General features: G+C 73.9%; 13 protein-coding genes and 2 pseudogenes. 4 read left to right on the top strand and 11 right to left on the bottom strand.

What is annotated here, in order from left to right; all coding sequences use genetic code 11:
• Positions 1-78 precede the first annotated feature (78 nt).
• The 3 genes from OJ254_RS17500 to OJ254_RS17490 form a co-directional block, all read right to left on the bottom strand.
• Positions 79-750: a response regulator gene (locus OJ254_RS17500; protein WP_265363079.1), complete on the bottom strand. Its 672-nt coding sequence runs from the start codon at positions 748-750 to the stop codon at positions 79-81.
• Positions 747-2,036, bottom strand: coding sequence for a MacS family sensor histidine kinase (gene macS, locus OJ254_RS17495; protein ID WP_423835916.1), 1,290 nt, complete (start codon positions 2,034-2,036; stop codon positions 747-749). Before macS ends, OJ254_RS17500 begins: the two co-directional genes overlap by 4 nt.
• A 66-nt stretch (positions 2,037-2,102) precedes the next feature.
• Positions 2,103-2,837 carry a lysophospholipid acyltransferase family protein gene (locus tag OJ254_RS17490; RefSeq protein ID WP_261957161.1) on the bottom strand — a complete coding sequence of 245 codons (735 nt, stop codon included), beginning with the start codon at positions 2,835-2,837 and terminating at the stop codon, positions 2,103-2,105.
• A 275-nt stretch (positions 2,838-3,112) separates the two neighbouring features.
• Here OJ254_RS17490 and OJ254_RS17485 point away from each other — a divergent pair.
• Both OJ254_RS17485 and OJ254_RS17480 read left to right on the top strand, forming a co-directional pair.
• Positions 3,113-3,918: pseudogene (locus OJ254_RS17485) on the top strand (alpha/beta hydrolase).
• Complete coding sequence (locus tag OJ254_RS17480) at positions 3,905-4,444, top strand: hypothetical protein (RefSeq protein WP_265363078.1); 540 nt, start codon at positions 3,905-3,907, stop codon at positions 4,442-4,444. Before OJ254_RS17485 ends, OJ254_RS17480 begins: the two are co-directional and overlap by 14 nt.
• A gap of 1 nt (position 4,445) precedes the next feature.
• On the opposite strand, the gene OJ254_RS17475 is transcribed toward OJ254_RS17480, so the two are convergent.
• The 6 genes and pseudogenes from OJ254_RS17475 to OJ254_RS17450 form a co-directional block, all read right to left on the bottom strand.
• The gene (locus OJ254_RS17475; RefSeq protein WP_265365203.1) at positions 4,446-5,201 is read right to left on the bottom strand and encodes an endonuclease/exonuclease/phosphatase family protein; all 756 of its coding nucleotides are present in this window, start codon (positions 5,199-5,201) and stop codon (positions 4,446-4,448) included.
• 9 nt (positions 5,202-5,210) lie between these two features.
• Positions 5,211-6,151: pseudogene (locus OJ254_RS17470) on the bottom strand (ROK family glucokinase).
• A gap of 56 nt (positions 6,152-6,207) precedes the next feature.
• Entirely contained in the window at positions 6,208-6,684 is a 477-nt protein-coding gene (locus tag OJ254_RS17465) for a DUF5304 domain-containing protein (RefSeq protein WP_265363077.1), read from the bottom strand.
• A 94-nt stretch (positions 6,685-6,778) separates the two neighbouring features.
• Positions 6,779-7,981 carry an ArsA family ATPase gene (locus tag OJ254_RS17460; RefSeq protein ID WP_265363076.1) on the bottom strand — a complete coding sequence of 401 codons (1,203 nt, stop codon included), beginning with the start codon at positions 7,979-7,981 and terminating at the stop codon, positions 6,779-6,781.
• A 2-nt stretch (positions 7,982-7,983) separates the two neighbouring features.
• On the bottom strand, positions 7,984-8,484 hold the full coding sequence (locus OJ254_RS17455; RefSeq protein ID WP_265363075.1) for an SRPBCC family protein: 501 nt from the start codon (positions 8,482-8,484) through the stop codon (positions 7,984-7,986).
• 130 nt (positions 8,485-8,614) lie between these two features.
• Positions 8,615-9,391, bottom strand: coding sequence for a metallophosphoesterase family protein (locus OJ254_RS17450; RefSeq protein ID WP_265363074.1), 777 nt, complete (start codon positions 9,389-9,391; stop codon positions 8,615-8,617).
• Between the two features lie 282 nt (positions 9,392-9,673).
• Here OJ254_RS17450 and OJ254_RS17445 point away from each other — a divergent pair, with 282 nt between their 5' ends.
• A complete protein-coding gene (locus OJ254_RS17445) occupies positions 9,674-11,470 on the top strand; it encodes an AMP-dependent synthetase/ligase (protein WP_265363073.1) in 1,797 nt (598 codons plus the stop codon).
• Between the two features lie 88 nt (positions 11,471-11,558).
• On the opposite strand, the gene OJ254_RS17440 is transcribed toward OJ254_RS17445, so the two are convergent.
• A complete protein-coding gene (locus tag OJ254_RS17440) occupies positions 11,559-12,701 on the bottom strand; it encodes a glycosyltransferase family 4 protein (protein WP_265363072.1) in 1,143 nt (380 codons plus the stop codon).
• Positions 12,702-12,829: 128 nt separating this feature from the next.
• Here OJ254_RS17440 and OJ254_RS17435 point away from each other — a divergent pair, with 128 nt between their 5' ends.
• Positions 12,830-14,122, top strand: a complete 1,293-nt coding sequence (locus OJ254_RS17435; RefSeq protein WP_265363071.1) for a glycosyltransferase 87 family protein — start codon at positions 12,830-12,832, stop codon at positions 14,120-14,122.
• Here the strand turns inward: OJ254_RS17435 and OJ254_RS17430 are convergent.
• Complete coding sequence (locus OJ254_RS17430) at positions 14,076-15,464, bottom strand: hypothetical protein (RefSeq protein WP_265363069.1); 1,389 nt, start codon at positions 15,462-15,464, stop codon at positions 14,076-14,078. The genes OJ254_RS17435 and OJ254_RS17430 overlap by 47 nt on opposite strands.
• Positions 15,465-15,510 lie beyond the last annotated feature (46 nt).

Raw genomic sequence — 15,510 nt, 5'->3', positions numbered from 1 at the left:
CCCCGTCTTCACCCGTACGAGCGGATCGATCATGCCCGGCCGCGGTCTCCCCCTCCGGAGCGCCGGCCCGGGCGCGGCTCAGCCCTCGTCGAGGCCGCGCTCTATGGCGTACCGCACCAGCTCGACGCGGTTGTGCAACTGCAGCTTGCCGAGGGTGTTCTGGACGTGGTTCTGCACCGTGCGGTGCGAGATGACCAGCCGCTCGGCGATCTGCTTGTACGAGAGGCCCTTGGCGACCAGGCGCAGCACCTCGGTCTCCCGCTCCGTCAGCCGCGGGGCGCCCGGCTCGTCCGGGGTCGCGGGGGCCGGCTCCGTGGCCAGCCGGCGGTACTCGCCGAGCACCAGGCCCGCGAGGCCCGGGGTGAACACCGCGTCCCCGGCGGCCGTGCGCCGCACCGCGTCCAGCAGCTCCTCGGTGCTCGCCGACTTCAGCAGATAGCCGGTCGCACCGGACTTGACCGCCTCCAGCACATCGGCGTGCTCCCCGCTCGCCGACAGCACCAGCACCCGCAGCGCCGGATTGGCGCCGACCAGCTCCTTGCAGACCCGTACGCCGGGCAGGCCCGGCAGATTGAGGTCCAGCACCAGTACGTCGGGCGAGGCGGCCTGCGCGCGGCGGACCGCCTGGAGGCCGTCACCGGCCGTCGCCACGACCTCGAACCCGGCCTCGGCCAGATCCCGCGCGACCGCGTCGCGCCACATCGGGTGGTCGTCGACCACCATCACCTTCAGGCCCGTCTGCTCCGTCATGCCCGGGTCTTCCCCCGCCTTCCGCCCTCGGGCGCCGTGCCCTTGGGGACCGTCAACTCCACTTCCGTGCCCTGGCCGGGGACCGAGACCCATTCCGCGGTGCCGCCGAGGTCCCGCAGCCGGCCGCGGATCGACAGGGCCACCCCCAGGCGGCCCTCGCGCTCGGCGTCCGCGAGGCGGCCCTCGGGGATGCCAGGGCCGTCGTCGCGGACCGTCACGATCACCGCGTGCGGTTCGTCCTCCACCAGGATCCATGCCTGGGCGCCGTCCCCCGCATGGACCCGCACATTGTCCAACGCGGCACTGACAGCGGCCGCGAGCTCCGCCGCCGCGGCGGCCGGCAGCTCGACCGGGGCGCCCGGCTCGGAGAAGGTCACCCCGGCCCCCGCGTACGGCGCGAGCAGCGCCCGGACGTCACAGGGCCCGCCGGCGGCCGGCGGCGGGGGCGGCACCGGCACCGCGGCCGGCGTCGGCGCCAGGGCCGGGCCGGCCGGCCGCGACACCGGGCCGCCGGAGACCAGGGTGCGCAGCGCGACCTCCTGCTCGCCGGCCATCCGGCCCAGCTCCGCCGCCTCGCCGCCGATCGCGGCACCGCGCCGCTGCACCATCGCCAGGACCTGCAGCACGCTGTCGTGGATGTCGCGGGCCAGCCGCTCCCGTTCGCGGGTGGCGGCCTCGACCTGCAGGGCCCGGGCGAGGGTGCGTTCACTGGCCCGGGCGACCTCGACGACGTAGCCGATGCCGACGCTGGCCACCCACACCAGGATCACGTTGTGGATGGTGTCGCGGGCCAGCACCTCGCGTTCGACGAGGTTGGCGGCCGCCACCACGCTGGAGGCCACCGCGGCCCAGCGCCAGCCGCCCTTGATCGCGAAGCCGAGGACGGCGCCGGCCGCCCAGATGGAGGGCAGCGTGGGCGAGCCGCCCATGATGCGCGCGTGGCTGTCGACCAGCGTCGTGAGCAGGATGCCGCCCGCCGCGAAGCTCAGGTCGCCGACGAGGAACCGGCGGGTGCAGCGCTCCGGCGAGGTCGTCCGCCGCCAGGTCAGCGCCATCCAGAGGGTGAGCGCGCCCATGTAGGCGGCCGCGCCCAGCGGGTGTTCGTACTTGCGGTACGACATCGCCACCAGGACCAGGACGTAGAGGAGGGTGAGGATCCGGTAGCCGGTGAGCGCACGCCACAGCGGCAGCTCGACGGACATCCGCAGCACCCTCGGAGGGCGCTTGCCGTGGCGCCGGGCGGCGGCCATGCCGCCGGTCACCGTCCGTATGTCCGCATCCGTCATTGCCGGCCCCCACCCCTCACCGGACACGATCCGCGCCCGGCCTCGGCCCTGCCCGTCTTCGTCGGCCTATTCGGCGGCGGCCTTCTTGGCCTGCTCCGCCTCGGCCTTCTTCTTCGCCTCCGCGGCCTTCGCCGCGTCCGCGATCTGCCGCTTGGCGGCGGTCGCGTAGATGTCCACGTACTCCTGGCCGGAGAGCTTCATGATCTCGTACATGACCTGGTCGGTGACCGACCGCAGGATGAAGCGGTCGCCCTCCATGCCCTGGTAGCGGGTGAAGTCCAGCGGCTTGCCGATGCGGATCCCCGGCCGGATCATCTTCGGCACGACCTTGCCCGGAGGCTGCACCTTCTCGGTGTCGATCATCGCCACGGGGATGACCGGCGCGCCGGTGGCCAGCGCCACCCGGGCCAGACCGCCCGGCTTGCCGCGGTAGAGCCGGCCGTCCGGGGAGCGGGTGCCCTCCGGGTAGATGCCGAACAGCTCACCGCGCTTGAGGACCTCTATGCCGCTCTTGATCGCCGCCTCGCCCGCGCCGCGGGCGCCCGAGCGGTCCACCGGCAGCTGGCCCACGCCCTTGAAGAACGCGGCGGTCAGCTTGCCCTTGACGCCCGGGGAGGTGAAGTACTCCGACTTCGCGATGAAGGTGACCTTGCGGTCGAGCACCGCGGGCAGGAAGAACGAGTCCGAGAAGGACAGGTGGTTGCTCGCGAGGATCGCCGGACCCTCGGCGGGAACGTTCTCGATGCCTTCCACCCAGGGCCTGAAGGCAAGCTTCAGCGACCCGCCGAGGGAAAACTTCATTGCGCCGTAGATCAACCGACTGCCTCCTGTGTGTGACGCAAAGACCTTAACCTGCCCGGGTGGCACGCTCGTCCCGGCCGGGCGTTCAAGGGCTCCGGCAGCTGGTGCACGCCCGCTTGCGGGACGCCTGTGGGGCCCGCGGGCGCCGTCGGACGGAGATGAGGGACTACCGGCGGACCGGCCGGGCCGCACGCGCCGTCGGACCTATCCGCCCGCCGTCACTTTGCGTACCCTGAGGTAACTCGCCAGGTCCCCTCATCGAACGGAGTCCCCCGGTGCCGCTCCTTCCCGGAGCCGAGCCGTTCCGCCGTGACGGCGGAGAGGTCGGCGTCCTTGTGTGCCACGGCTTCACCGGCTCCCCCAGTCCCTGCGCCCCTGGGCCGAACATCTGGCCGACCGGGGGCTGACCGTCTCCCTTCCACTGCTGCCCGGTCACGGCACCCGCTGGCAGGACCTGCAGATCACGACCTGGCAGGACTGGTACGCCGAGGTCGACCGCGAACTGCGGGCGCTGACCGAGCGCTGCTCCCAGGTCTTCGTCTGCGGCCTGTCGATGGGCGGCGCGCTGGCGCTCCGGCTGGCCGCCAAACACGGCGCCGCGGTCAGCGGGGTGGTCGTGGTCAACCCGGCCAACAAGGTCCATGATGCCGCGGCGCCGCTGCTTCCGGTGCTGCGCCATCTGGTCCGCACGACCAAGGGCGTGTCCAACGACATCGCCAAGCCCGGCGCCGAGGAGCTGGCCTACGCCCGGGTGCCGCTGCACGCCGCGTACTCCCTGCGCCGGTTCTTCCAGCAGGTGGACTCCGAACTCCCGGCCGTCACCCAGCCGTTGCTGGTGATGACCAGTCCGCAGGACCACATCGTCCCGCCGGTGGACTCCGAGCGGATCCTCGCCCGGGTCTCCTCGACGGACGTCCGGCAGACCCTGCTGGAGCGCAGCTACCACGTCGCCCCGCTCGACCACGACGCGGAGAAGATCTTCGAGGACACCTTCGCCTTCATCTCCCGGCTGGCCCCGCAGGCGGGGGCGGACGCCGTGGACGCGGCCCCGGAGGGGACGGCGGCCAGTGGCGGAGCGTAGCCCCCGCGACCCCCGGGACCCGCTGGACGAGGAAGCCGCCTGGGCGGAGATCGTCGCGGGCTACGGCGAGCAGCCGTCGATCCCGGCGGACGACGACGCGCCCGCCAAGGGGACCGACGAGGGCGGCGGGGCCAAGGACCACAAGGGCGGGCCCGGGGACCCGGGGAAGGCCGGCACCGACCGCCCGGGCAGCTTCGTGGTCTACGCACCGGGCGTCGGCCCGCGGGACTGGGCCGCCGCCGAACCGTCCGACGACGACTTCGACGAGACCGACGAGGGCCACTTCACCCCGCCCGAGCCGCCGCCGCTGCCGAAGGCCGACGTCACGAGCAAGTTCGCCTGGATCGCGGTGCTCGGCGGCCCGCTGCTGCTGATCGCCCTGGTGATCTTCCAGCAGCCGGTGACGTGGTGGAGCACGGTCCTGGGCATCGGCGGCTTCCTCGGCGGCTTCGCCACGCTCGTGGCCCGGATGAAGAACGACGACGAGGACGACGACCGGCCGCCGGGCGGCGGCGCGGTGGTCTGAGTCAGTCCCCGGCCGGCACCCGCAGCGCGGCCAGCACCGGCAGGTGATCCGAGGCTGCCAGCAGATCGGCCTCGCGTACACCGGGGAGTCCGTGCGGCACCCCGCAGCCCAGCACCTCGACGCCGTCCGTGGTGAGGACGGCGTCGATGCGCTGCACCGGCTCGTGGGGCGTGGAGGTGAACTCCCCGCCCCACGGCTCGGCCGCCCAGGCGTCGGTGAGCCGGTCCGCCAGCCGCCGGAAGCTGCGGCCGTCCGGCCGGTCGTTCAGATCCCCGCCGACGACCGCGTGCCGCGTCCCGAGGGCGGCCAGCCGCTCCAGCAGCAGCCCGGCCTGCTCGTACCGCTCCCGGTCGGCGAGGCTGAGGTGAGTACTGACGACGCCGAGCCGGGCCCCGCCGATCCGCACCACGGCGGTGGCGAGACCGCGCTGGTGCAGGCCGGGGGTGCGGGGCAGCAGGACGTCCTCGGTGCGCTCCACGTGGGCGCGGAGCGTGGCGAGGATCATCGGGCCCGCGGTCGTCCCGCCGCCGGTGACGTACACCAGGCCGGCCGAGCGGGCCAGCCGCTCGGCGGCCTTGCGCCAGCGGAAGAACCGCGGCGCCTCCTGGATCAGCACGAGATCGGCGGCGCAGGCCCGGATGACCCTGGCCAGCGCCGCCCGGTCGTCGCGCATCGAGCGGATGTTGTAGCTGAGCACGCGGACCCGTACGGCGTCCTCCTCGGTGCCGGACGCCGGGAGTCCGGGGTGCTCGGCCACCACCGCGGGTCAGCCCTGGCGCGCCAGGTCGGCCGCGCCGACCAGTCCGGCCTTGCCGCCGAGCTGGGCGGCGAGGACCTGGGCGTGCGGCCGGTACTGATTGCCGACCAGCCAGCGGCGGAACGACTTGCGGATCGGTTCGAGGACCAGTTCGCCCTCGTCCGAGACCCGCCGCCGACGATGAAGGCCGACGGGTCGAACAGCGAGGCCAGGTCGGCGAGGCCGGCACCGGCCCAGCGGGCCAGCTCCCGGAACGAGTCGATGGCGACCTTGTCGCCCTGACGGGCGGCGGCGCTGATGTGCTTGCCCTGGATGCCGTCGGGGGTGCCGTCGCCGAGCGAGAGCAGCACCGTGGCGTTCTCGGGGGTGGCGAAGGCGCGCTGCTTGGCGTAGCGCAGCAGGGCGCGGCCGGAGGCGTACTGCTCCCAGCAGCCCTGGCTGCCGCAGCCGCACAGCAGGCCGTCCGGCACGACCCGGATGTGGCCGAACTCCGCGGCGACGCCGAAGCGGCCGCGGCGGAGCTTGTTGCCGATGATGATGCCGCCGCCGAGGCCCGTGCCGAGCGTGATGCAGATGACGTCGCTGTGGCCCTGGCCGGCACCGAAGCGGTACTCGCCCCAGGCGGCGGCGTTGGCGTCGTTCTCGACGACGACGGGGAGGCCGACGCGCTGTTCGACCTTGTCCTTGAGCGGTTCGTGGCGCCAGTCGATGTTCGGTGCGAACAGGACCGTGGCGCGCTTCTCGTCGACGTAGCCCGCGGCCCCGATCCCCACCGCCTCGATGTGGTGCCCGGCACCTACCGTGCGGACCGCGTCCGCGATGGCCTCGGTCAGGGCATCGGTGGCCTGCGGGGTCGGTACCTTGCACGTCTCAAGGATCGAACCCTCTTCGTCGACCACGCCGGCCGCGATCTTCGTGCCGCCGATGTCGACGCCGATGGTGAGTCCCATGTGTCCCTCAGTTTTTCGCTCGAACCCCGCCGGGACCCACCGTACCGGAGCCCGGGTCAGTCGAGATCGATTCGCTCGGTGCCGGTGGGACCGTCGTCGTCCCGCGGGTCGTCGGCGCGGCCGGTGCCGGGCCGGTCGGTGAGGTCGTCGCGGGTCCAGCGGCGCTCGCTGCGCTCGACGGCGGAGCGGTAGGCGGCGACGATTTCGGAGCCGGCCGCGGCGAGGTGGTCGAAGACGTCGGGGTTGCGCTCGATGACCGGTTCGACGGCGGCCCGGGCCTGCTTGAAGAGCTGGCTCACGGCGCTCTGCGCGGCCATCCCGCCGAGCGCGCCGGGCAGCTGGATGCCGGCGAGCTTGCCGGTGACCGCCTCGGCGAGCTTGCGCAGTTCCTCGGCGGCGCTGCCCGGCTGGGGGCCGTACTCGGTCCGGCGGCGGGCCTTCTCCGCGGCGAGGTCCTCGGCGCAGGCGGCCTCCCAGGCGTCGGCGTCGGGCCCGGCCGCGCGGTCGGCTGGGCGCTCGGTGGCATCGCTCATGATGAACTCCGTGGACTGCTGCGGCGGGGCGGTACGGCGAGTCGGGACGGGCTCCTGGCCCACCCCCGACGTTACCCGAACGGTGGTACCGCGTTCAGTCGCTCTTGGGCCACAGGTCGGGATCCGGGGTGAAGCGGATGTCGAGCACGCCGTCGCGGAGGCCGGCACCGGAGACGGAGCAGCGGCGCAGCGCGGAGGGCAGGGTGCGGATCCGCCGGAAGCGGCCGACCGTCACCACGATTTCGTCGCCGCGCCGCACCAGGCCGAGGCCCCGGCGCTCGGCACCGGGCAGCGGCACCCGCCAGACCAGGATGCCGTCGGTGGCGAGCCGGTCCTCGACGGTCCAGGGGTCGCGGCGGTCCGCCGCGGCGGGGGCCGGGATGCCGATCCCGCGGTCCGGTCCGCCGATCAACTCGTCGAGCTCGGCGACGCCCTGGGGGTCGCGGCCGAGGTGCGGCACCTCGTGGACGGGGACGTCGGGGAACTCCTCGCGGAGCGCCTTGAGGGCGGTCTGCTGACTGCCGGAGAGCGCGGCGAGGAAGGGGTCGGCGGAGCCGGTGGGCAGCAGCCGGTTGACGACCACGCCGTCGGTGCGGCGGCCGTGCAGGGCCAGGCCGGCGCGGATGGTGCGCAGGTTGGCGGCGGCGACCGGGCCGGCCTCGGTGACCAGGCGGACGGAGGTGCCGGGGTCGTCGATCACCTGCTGGACGGCGGCGAGTTCGGTCTCCCAGCGGCCGGCGGCGTCGTACAGCTTCTGGGCCGGCATCGGGACGCCGGCGAGCTGGGCGAGGACCGGGCGCAGCGCGCGGGCGGCCTGGCGCTCGGGCGGCAGCAGCCGGCGGAGGTAGCGCCGGACCTGGGCGGGGAGCGCCAGCAGCCGGATCGTTTCGGCCGCCGAGGGCATGTCGACGACGACCAGGTCCCAGTCGTCCGAGGCGTGTTCGGCGCGCAGTGCCTGGAGCAGGGCGAAGTCCTCGGCGCCGGGGAGTTCGGTCAGTTCGTCCTCGTCGAGGGGCGCGGCGCCCAGCAGGTCGAGGGCGGCACCGGCACGCTCCTGGAAGGCGAGGAATTCCTGGCGGAAGCGGTCGCCGGGGTCGATGCGCCGGGCGTGCAGGCCGGGCGCTATCGCGGTGGGCCGTTCGGCGCCGAGGGGGGTGCCCAGCACCGTTTCGCAGGCGCCGCCCTCGGTGGTGAGCAGCAGGGCCCGGGCGCCTTGCCGGGCGCCGGCCAGGGCGGTCGCGGCGGCGAGCGTGGTGCGGCCCGCGCCGCCGGGGCCGGTGACGAGGACGGTGCGCACGCTCAGAGCTTCTTGGCCTCGTCGGCGGGCGCGGCCTCGTCGGCGGCCGCCGGGTCGGCGTCGGGGTGGCTCTCGACGCGCCGCTTCAGCCCTTCCAGGGCGCGCTCGATGATGACCTTCTCCGCCTTGCGCTTGATCATGCCGAGCATCGGGATCTTGACGTCGACGGTGAGCTGGTACGTGACCTCGGTGGCGGCACCGCCCTGCAGCGCGGCGAGGCGGTAGGAACCGTCCAGGGCGCGCAGCATCTGGGACTTGACCAGGGACCAGCTGACCTCGTCGGCGCCGGTCCAGGTGTAGGCGAGGGTGTGGTCGTCCTTGATCGCGCCGGCGTCGAGCAGCAGGCGGACCTCCACCGCGCGGCCCTGGTCGTCCGTGGCGAGCACCTCCGCCTCCTTGACCTCTCCGGTCCACTCCGGGTAGCGGTCAAAGTCGGCGATCACTCCCATCACTTCGGCGGGCGCCGCCTCGATCGTGATGCTAGAGCTGGTGTGTTCGGCCATCGCCGTGACTCCTCCATGCCGATTCATGCCGGTCCGCCGACGCTCACGCGGTGTCCGCAAGGTGCTGTCTCTGCTGCTGAAGGCTACCGCGCGGGGAAACGGGAGCGTACGCAGCCGGCCACCGCCGGGCTCACCAGGTCAGGACGTAGGGCGTACCGGTCGCATTGAAATGGCCGACATTGACGCATTCGGTGCGGCCGATGCGCATCCGGCGGGCCAGCGGCTGGTGGACGTGGCCGAAGAGGGAGTAGCGGGGGCGGGTGGTGCGGATGGCGTCCAGGAGCGCGCCGCTGCCGCGTTCGAAGCGGCGGGCGACGGTGTCGTAGCAGAGCTCGGGGACGTCCGGCGGGATGTGGGTGCACAACACGTCGACCTCGCCCACCGCCTCGATCTTGGCGGCGAACTCCTCGTCGCTGATCTCGAACGGCGTCCGCATGGGGGTGGTCAGTCCGCCGCCGACGAAGCCGAAGACCCGGCCGCCGATCTCCACCCGCTGTCCGTCAAGCACGGTGGTGCCGGGTCCGGCGTATTCGGGCCACAGTCGCGGCATGTCGACGTTGCCGTAGGTGGCGTACGTGGGGGTCGGGAAGGCCGCGAAGAGTTCGGCGTACTGCTTGCGGACCGCGCCCTCGATGACCGCCTCGCGGCTGCGGCCCGACGCGTCGAGTTCGGCCCAGAGCCGGCGGCCCAGTTCGCGGGCCTCCTCGAAGCGGCGGGCGGTGCGCAGTTCGACGAGGGCGTCGGCGTGCGCGACACCGAAGAGGTCGGGGAAGATGCCGCGCGAATGGTCGGCGTAATCCAGGAAGAGCACCAGGTCGCCGAGGCAGACCAGGGCATCGGCACCGTCCCCGGCCACCGTCAGGTCCCGGCTGTTGCCGTGTACGTCACTGACCACATGCACGCGCATGGCGTCACCCTAGATCGCCCGCGGAGCGAGGGGCAGGGCCCCCCACCGGTTCACCGGGCCGCGGTTACTTTCGGGTCACCGACCCGCTGGTCTAGTCTGCGCGGAACAGTCCCCATGGCGTGTCCGCAAGCGTGTGACGCATCAAACATCTGGTCGCGACCCCTATCCCAAAAGCAATACCGGTGGGTAACGTCCGGGCAGTCCAATCCCCCAGCATGATCATGGACCGCCGCCGGTGTGCACACAGCGTCGTGGCGCCGGCGCTTTTGAGGAGCAGCAGTCTTGCGCGAGTTCAGCCTTCCGGCCCTGTACGAGGTCCCCGCGGACGGCAATCTGACGGATCTCATCCGCCGAAATGCCGCGCAGCACCCGGATGTTGCCGTCATGGGGCGCAAGGTGAACGGCGTGTGGCAGGACGTCACCGCCACCACCTTCCTCGCCGAGGTCCGTGCCGCCGCCAAGGGCCTGATGGCTTCCGGCATCCAGCCCGGTGACCGGGTGGGGCTGATGTCGCGCACCCGTTACGAGTGGACGCTGCTGGACTTCGCCATCTGGAGCGCCGGCGCGATCACCGTGCCCGTGTACGAGACCAGTTCCGCCGAGCAGATCCAGTGGATCCTCGGCGACTCGGGTGCGGTGGCCTGTCTGGTGGAGACGCCCGGCCACGAGGCGACCGTCGAATCGGTCCGCGACCGGCTGCCCGACCTGGAGAACATCTGGCAGATCGAGCGGGACGCGATCGCCCGCCTGCGGGCCGCCGGCGCCGGGCTCACCGACGACGAGGTGGACGCCCGCAGCGCCCTCGCCGACGCGGACGCGCCCGCCACCATCGTCTACACCTCCGGGACCACCGGCCGCCCCAAGGGCTGTGTGCTCAGCCACCGCAGCTTCTTCGCCGAGTGCGGCAACGTCGTCGAGCGGCTGCGCCCGCTCTTCCGCACCGGTGACTCCTCGGTCCTGCTCTTCCTGCCCATCGCCCACGTCTTCGGGCGCCTGGTGCAGGTCGCCTCCGTGATGGCCCCGATCAAGCTGGGCCACGCCCCGGACATCAAGAACCTCACCGAGGACCTCGCGTCCTTCCGGCCGACGCTGGTCCTGGGCGTGCCCCGGGTCTTCGAGAAGGTCTACAACTCGGCGCGGGCCAAGGCGCAGGCCGACGGCAAGGGCAAGATCTTCGACAAGGCGGCGGACACCGCGATCGCGTACAGCCGGGCGCTGGACACCCCCGACGGCCCGCCGCTCGGCCTGAAGCTCAAGTACAAGGTCTTCGACCGGCTGGTCTACGGCAAGCTGCGCGCCGTCCTCGGCGGCCGGGCCACCCACGCGATCTCCGGCGGCGCGCCGCTCGGCGACCGGCTGGGCCACTTCTACCGCGGCATCGGCTTCACCGCCCTGGAGGGCTACGGCCTGACGGAGTCGTGCGCGGCCACCGCGTTCAACCCCTGGGACCGCCAGAAGATCGGCTCCGTCGGCCAGCCGCTGCCCGGCTCGGTGGTCCGGATCGCCGACGACGGCGAGGTCCTGCTGCACGGTGAGCACCTCTTCACCGAGTACTGGAACAACCCCACGGCCACCGAAGAGGCGCTGTCCGACGGCTGGTTCCACACCGGCGACCTCGGCACCCTCGACGAGGACGGCTATCTGGCCATCACCGGCCGCAAGAAGGAAATCCTGGTCACCGCGGGCGGCAAGAACGTCGCGCCGGCCGTCATCGAGGACCGTATCCGGGCGCACGCCCTGATCGCCGAGTGCATGGTCGTCGGCGACGGCCGCCCGTTCATCGGCGCGCTGGTCACCCTCGACGAGGAGTTCCTGCCGCGCTGGGCCGAGGAGCACGGCCACCCGGCCGGCAGCACTCCGGCCGAGCTGGCCACCGACCCGGAGCTGCTCGCCGCGGTCCAGCGGGCCGTCGACGACGGCAACGCGGCCGTCTCGCAGGCCGAGTCGGTGCGCAAGTTCCGCATCCTGCCCACCCAGTTCACCGAGGAGTCGGGCCACGTCACGCCGTCGCTGAAGCTGAAGCGGAACGTGGTCGCCAAGGACTTCGCGGAGGAGATCGAGGCGATCTACCGGGGATGACGAGATCCCTGGGGATCATGGCCGGAATCCGCCGCCGGGGCTGTGTGCCGCGGCGGCGGTTCGCGTAGCGGCGCCCGTACGGCCCCGGCTACAGCAGCTCCTTGAGCCGTTCCGCGAGCAGGTCCCAGCGCCACTTCTCCTCCACCCAGGCGCGCCCGCGCTCGCCCATGGTGCGGCGCAGGGCGGGGTCCGTCAGGAGGGTGACCAGGCGTTCGGCGGTGGGGGTCGGGGAGCCGCCGGGGACCACCCAGCCGGTCTCGCCGTCCAGCACCGCGTCCGGCGCACCGCCGGAGTCGCCCGCCACCACGGGCAGCCCGGTGGCCGAGGCCTCCAGGTAGACGATGCCCAGCCCCTCGACGTCGAGGCCGCCGCGGCGGGTGCGGCAGGGCATCGCGAAGACGTCACCGGCACCGAAGTGGGCCGGCAGCTCCTCCCACGGCACCGCGCCGGTGAAGTGCACGGATTCCGCCACGCCCTTCTCCCGTGCCAGCGCGCGCAGGTCCTTCTCGTACGGGCCGCCGCCGACGATCAGCAGGACGGCGTCCGGGACGGCGGCGAGGACCGCCGGCATCGCCTCGATGAGCGTGTCCTGGCCCTTGCGCGGCACCAGGCGGGAGACGCAGACCACGACCGGGCGGCCGGCCAGGCCGAGCCGGGCCCGCACCGCGTCGCCGCCCGAGCCGGAGTGGAAGGTCTTCTCGTCGACGCCGGGCGGGAGTTGGACCATCCGGGAGGCGGCCGCCGGGGTCAGCGCGGCGGCGATCCGGGAGCGGGTGTACTCGCCGAGGTAGGTGAGGGTGTCGGTGCCCTCACCGATCCGCCGCAGCAGCTGCCGGGCGGCCGGCAGCTGCGCCCAGCCCGCCTCGTGGCCGTGCGTGGTCGCCACGATCCGCCGCGCGCCGGCCTCGCGGAGCGCGGGCGCCATCAGGCCGAGCGGTGCCGCGGCACCGAACCAGACGGAGGAACAGCCGTGTTCGCGCAGCAGGCCGACGGCCCTCCGGGTCACCCTCGGGGTGGGCAGCAGCATCGTCGTACGGTCCCGGACCACCGGGAACGGCTGGTCGGCGTCGAACGCGGCGGTGGCCGCGCGCCCCTCCGCGCTCCGCTTCCAGGTCGAGGCGTAGACGACCACCTGGGTGGGGTCCAGCCGCAGCGCCATGCTGTGCAGGAAGGCCTGGATGCCGCCGGGCCGGGGCGGGAAGTCGTTCGTGACGATCAGGGTCTTGTGCACGAGGCCCGAGGCTACCCGCCGACGGGCGCACGGTGGCCGGGAGGCCCGCCACGCCCGTACCGCGGCGACGCCCCGTGACCGGCCGCCGACGGCATGATGCAGACGACGGCGGACAGGCGGAGGTGGCGATGGACGGCGCCGGCGGGGCGCGCGGGAGGTGGCTCGCGGTCGCGGCCTGGGCGGTGACCCGGGCCGTGCTGCTGCTCTGCGTGCTGAAGGTGCTGGTGCTGCCGGGGCCGGACGTCACCACCGACGTCTCGGTGATCTACCACGGCTGGGCCGAGGTGCTGAGGACCGGCACCTTCCCGCTGGCCGACGTGACCTGGCAGTACCCGCCGGCCGCCGCGCTGGCGGTGCTCTCCCCCGGCCTGCTGCCGTTCCTCGGCTACGCCCCGGCGTTCTTCGTCCTGGTGCTGCTCGCGGACGCGGCGACGCTGGCGCTGTTCCTGCGGGCCGGGCGAAGGCCCGGCCACCGGGCGGCCGGGGCCTGGGTGTGGATCGTCGGCGTCGCCCTGCTCGGCCCGACCGGGTACGCCCGCTACGACCTGATGGTCACCGCGGTCGCGGTCGCGGCGCTGCTGGCGGCCGCCCGCCGGCCCCGGGTGGCGGGCGCGCTGATCGCGTTCGGGACGCTGCTGAAGGTGTGGCCGGCGCTGCTGCTGGCCGGGGCGGCGCTGCGCGGCCGCCGGGCGCGGGTCCTGTGGCGGAGCGCGGCCGGCACCGCGGCGGGGCTCACCCTGCTCTTCGTGACCGCCGCACCGGGCGCCCTGGCGTTCCTGACCTTCCAGCGCGACCGCGGTACGGAGGTCGAGTCGCTCGGCGGGCTGGTGTTCCACTTCGCCCGCCACTACGGCTGGGACGGCCAGGTGCTGCTGAACTACGGCTCGGTGGAGTTCCTCGGGCCCGGCGTCCCGCTCGTCAGCACCCTCGCCGTCATGCTGAGCGGGGCGGCGCTGGGCTGGCTGGTGCTGTGGCGGACGCGGGCGCGCCGGTTCACCCGGGCGACGCCCGCCGACGCGGCCTTCACCGCCACCCTGCTGTTCACCACCACCAGCCGGGTGATCAGCCCGCAGTACCTGCTGTGGCTGGTGGGACTGGCCGCGGTGTGCCTGGCCGTACGCGGCACCCGGCAGACACCGGCGGCGGTGCTGGTGCTGCTCGCCACCGGCGTCACGCTGCTGGAGTTCCCGGTCCACTTCGCCGACGTGGTGGCGAGCGCCCCGTGGGGCGTGGCGCTGCTCGCGGTGCGCAACGGGCTGCTGGTCGCCGCGTCGCTGCTGGCCTGCCGCCGGCTGTGGACCGCCACCGGCGCGGGCCGGCGGGGCACCGGACGCGGCGGCTCCGGCCTGCGCCGGGCGCCCGCGCCGCGCACCGTCACCGCCCCAGCAGCCGCTTCACATAAGCCCGCCACTGCCGGGTGAACTCCCCCAGCCCGACGCCCAGTTGGGCCCGCAGGGCCCGGTCGGTGAGCTCGGTGCGGCCGGCCGCCGGGCGGTGGCCGGCACCGGCGGCCGGGGGCCCCGGGCGGGCCGGGGCGGGCCCGGCGGTGGCCACTTCGATCGGCGCGTCCCCGGTCGCCGCGGAGGTGCGCAGCGCGCTCCGTCCCGCCGCCTTGTAGAACGCCAGCAGCTTGGCCTCGCCCCACTTCTCGGCGATCATCCGGCAGGCCAGCCAGCTGCCCTCGTACGCCGTCGCCAGCCGGTCGGCGCCGGCCCGGAAGCCGAAGTCGGCGTCGGTCGGGAGCCGGCCGGGCGGCTTGCCGGCCCGCACCGCGCGGGTCAGCTCGGGCGCGGCGGTGGCGGGCTTGCGGTGCACCCCGCGGTAGGCGACCCAGTCGGCGAAGCCCTCGGACAACCACAGCGGGGTGCTCGCCGTGGTGACCGTACGGGTGGCGACATGGGTGGTCTCGTGGGTGAGGACCACCTTGCGCCCGAGGTCGTTGAGCTCCTCGTAGGCGTCGGGGTTGACGATCACGCGGTCCGCCGGCGCGTTGGTGGTGACCCCCGCCTCGCCGGTGGTGACCGCCGCGATGCCGGTGTAGCCGGACGGGTCGTCGCTGCCCATCAGCTGCGCCATCCGCTCGACCGAGTCCGGCGCCTCCACCACGACCTTCTCGGACCACGTGCCCTTCCAGGCGGCGGAGACCGCGGGCACCGCCCGGTCCACCCGGCGCGCCAGGTCCCGCAGCCGCGCGGGGTGGGAGGCACCGCCCAGCACCACGCTGTGCCGGCCACGGACCACCCGTACCGGCCCCTGGTCCCACAGCTGGCGGTTGCCGCTGCGGCCGGCCGGTGCGCCGTCGCGGTCCGAGGAGATCAGCCAGCGGCCGTCCCGCTCGGTGAGGGTGAGGTACTGGACGGCGTTGACCGGCGCGGTGTCGTAGCCCTTGAGGCGGTAGCGCAGCCGGACCTTGGCGGCCAGCCGCTCGCCGCCGTTGCCGGGCGGCAGCGGGAAGGCGTCGGTGGCGTCGAGGTCGTAGTGCCAGTCGGTCACCGGGACGCCGGAGAGGTTGCCGAAGACGCCGCGCTGGCGGGCGCGGAAGGCGGTGGCCCGCGGGTCGACGGCGGCCAGGAAGCCGGCCTCGTCGCGCTGCTCGACGGCGTGCGCCCGGCTGTCGAGCATCCGCTGGACGTCCGGGAAGCGGGCCGACGACGAGGGTCCGGGGGCGCAGCCGGCCAGCGGGGCGAGCAGCGCGAGGCCGCTCAGGGCGGCGCAGGCCGCCGCCCCGGCCCGTACCGGCCGTTTCGCCCGCTGGTCTGACATGCGGACGATCGTAGAGCGGGCCCGGCCGGGGCAAAAACGCAGGAAG

The organism is Streptomyces endophytica, assembly GCF_026153355.1.
Classification (GTDB): domain Bacteria; phylum Actinomycetota; class Actinomycetes; order Streptomycetales; family Streptomycetaceae; genus Streptomyces; species Streptomyces endophytica.
This window is presented reverse-complemented; position numbering and strand designations above follow the sequence as displayed.

Excerpts from the sequence above, each read along its gene's own strand:
- OJ254_RS17500 (WP_265363079.1), bottom strand. The coding sequence starts at position 750 with ATGACGGAGCAGACGGGCCTGAAGGTGATGGTGGTCGACGACCACCCG.
- OJ254_RS17450 (WP_265363074.1), bottom strand. The coding sequence starts at position 9,391 with ATGCGCGTGCATGTGGTCAGTGACGTACACGGCAACAGCCGGGACCTG.
- OJ254_RS17430 (WP_265363069.1), bottom strand. The coding sequence starts at position 15,464 with ATGTCAGACCAGCGGGCGAAACGGCCGGTACGGGCCGGGGCGGCGGCC.
- OJ254_RS17490 (WP_261957161.1), bottom strand. The coding sequence starts at position 2,837 with ATGAAGTTTTCCCTCGGCGGGTCGCTGAAGCTTGCCTTCAGGCCCTGG.
- macS (WP_423835916.1), bottom strand. The coding sequence starts at position 2,036 with ATGACGGATGCGGACATACGGACGGTGACCGGCGGCATGGCCGCCGCC.
- OJ254_RS17465 (WP_265363077.1), bottom strand. The coding sequence starts at position 6,684 with ATGAGCGATGCCACCGAGCGCCCAGCCGACCGCGCGGCCGGGCCCGAC.
- OJ254_RS17435 (WP_265363071.1), top strand. The coding sequence starts at position 12,830 with ATGGACGGCGCCGGCGGGGCGCGCGGGAGGTGGCTCGCGGTCGCGGCC.
- OJ254_RS17455 (WP_265363075.1), bottom strand. The coding sequence starts at position 8,484 with ATGGCCGAACACACCAGCTCTAGCATCACGATCGAGGCGGCGCCCGCC.